Source organism: Enterobacter sp. R-1.6.2 (assembly GCF_035064085.1).
Classification (GTDB): Bacteria; Pseudomonadota; Gammaproteobacteria; order Enterobacterales; family Enterobacteriaceae; genus Enterobacter; species Enterobacter asburiae_B.
Genome location: NZ_JASEYI010000135.1, coordinates 1 through 341 on the forward strand (window position 1 = coordinate 1; position 341 = coordinate 341).

The window sequence follows — 341 nt, forward strand, 5'->3', positions numbered from 1 at the left end:
CAGTCGGATGTTTCGCCCCCCGTCCGGGTCGGCAATGCTGATACTGCTTTTCGTGGTGCGCACCACCTCAAAACCTGACCGTTCCAGCGCCTCAGTGACGTCCTGACGGTTTTTCAGCTCCCCGGACGAAGCAAGGGTCAGCAGTCCGCGCGTGATGGCTTCAGTGGCCTCCTGCTTCGTTTTCGGCAGTCCGGACGGCGTGACCAGCGCCCGGCGGTTTTCCGGCGCGTTCGGGTCATGCAGCCCCAGTCTGCCGTTCACGATGGTCTGCCAGGCATCGATGCGCGGCCGGTCGGCGCGGTCGTAGTACGGCTGGAGCCGCCTGCCGGTCAGCAGTTCGG

1 protein-coding gene is annotated in these 341 nt (G+C 65.4%); it reads right to left on the bottom strand.

The features are described 5' to 3' along the window. A partial coding sequence (locus QMN93_RS26140) for a relaxase/mobilization nuclease domain-containing protein (protein ID WP_323630751.1) occupies positions 1 to 341 on the bottom strand: 341 nt, incomplete at both ends.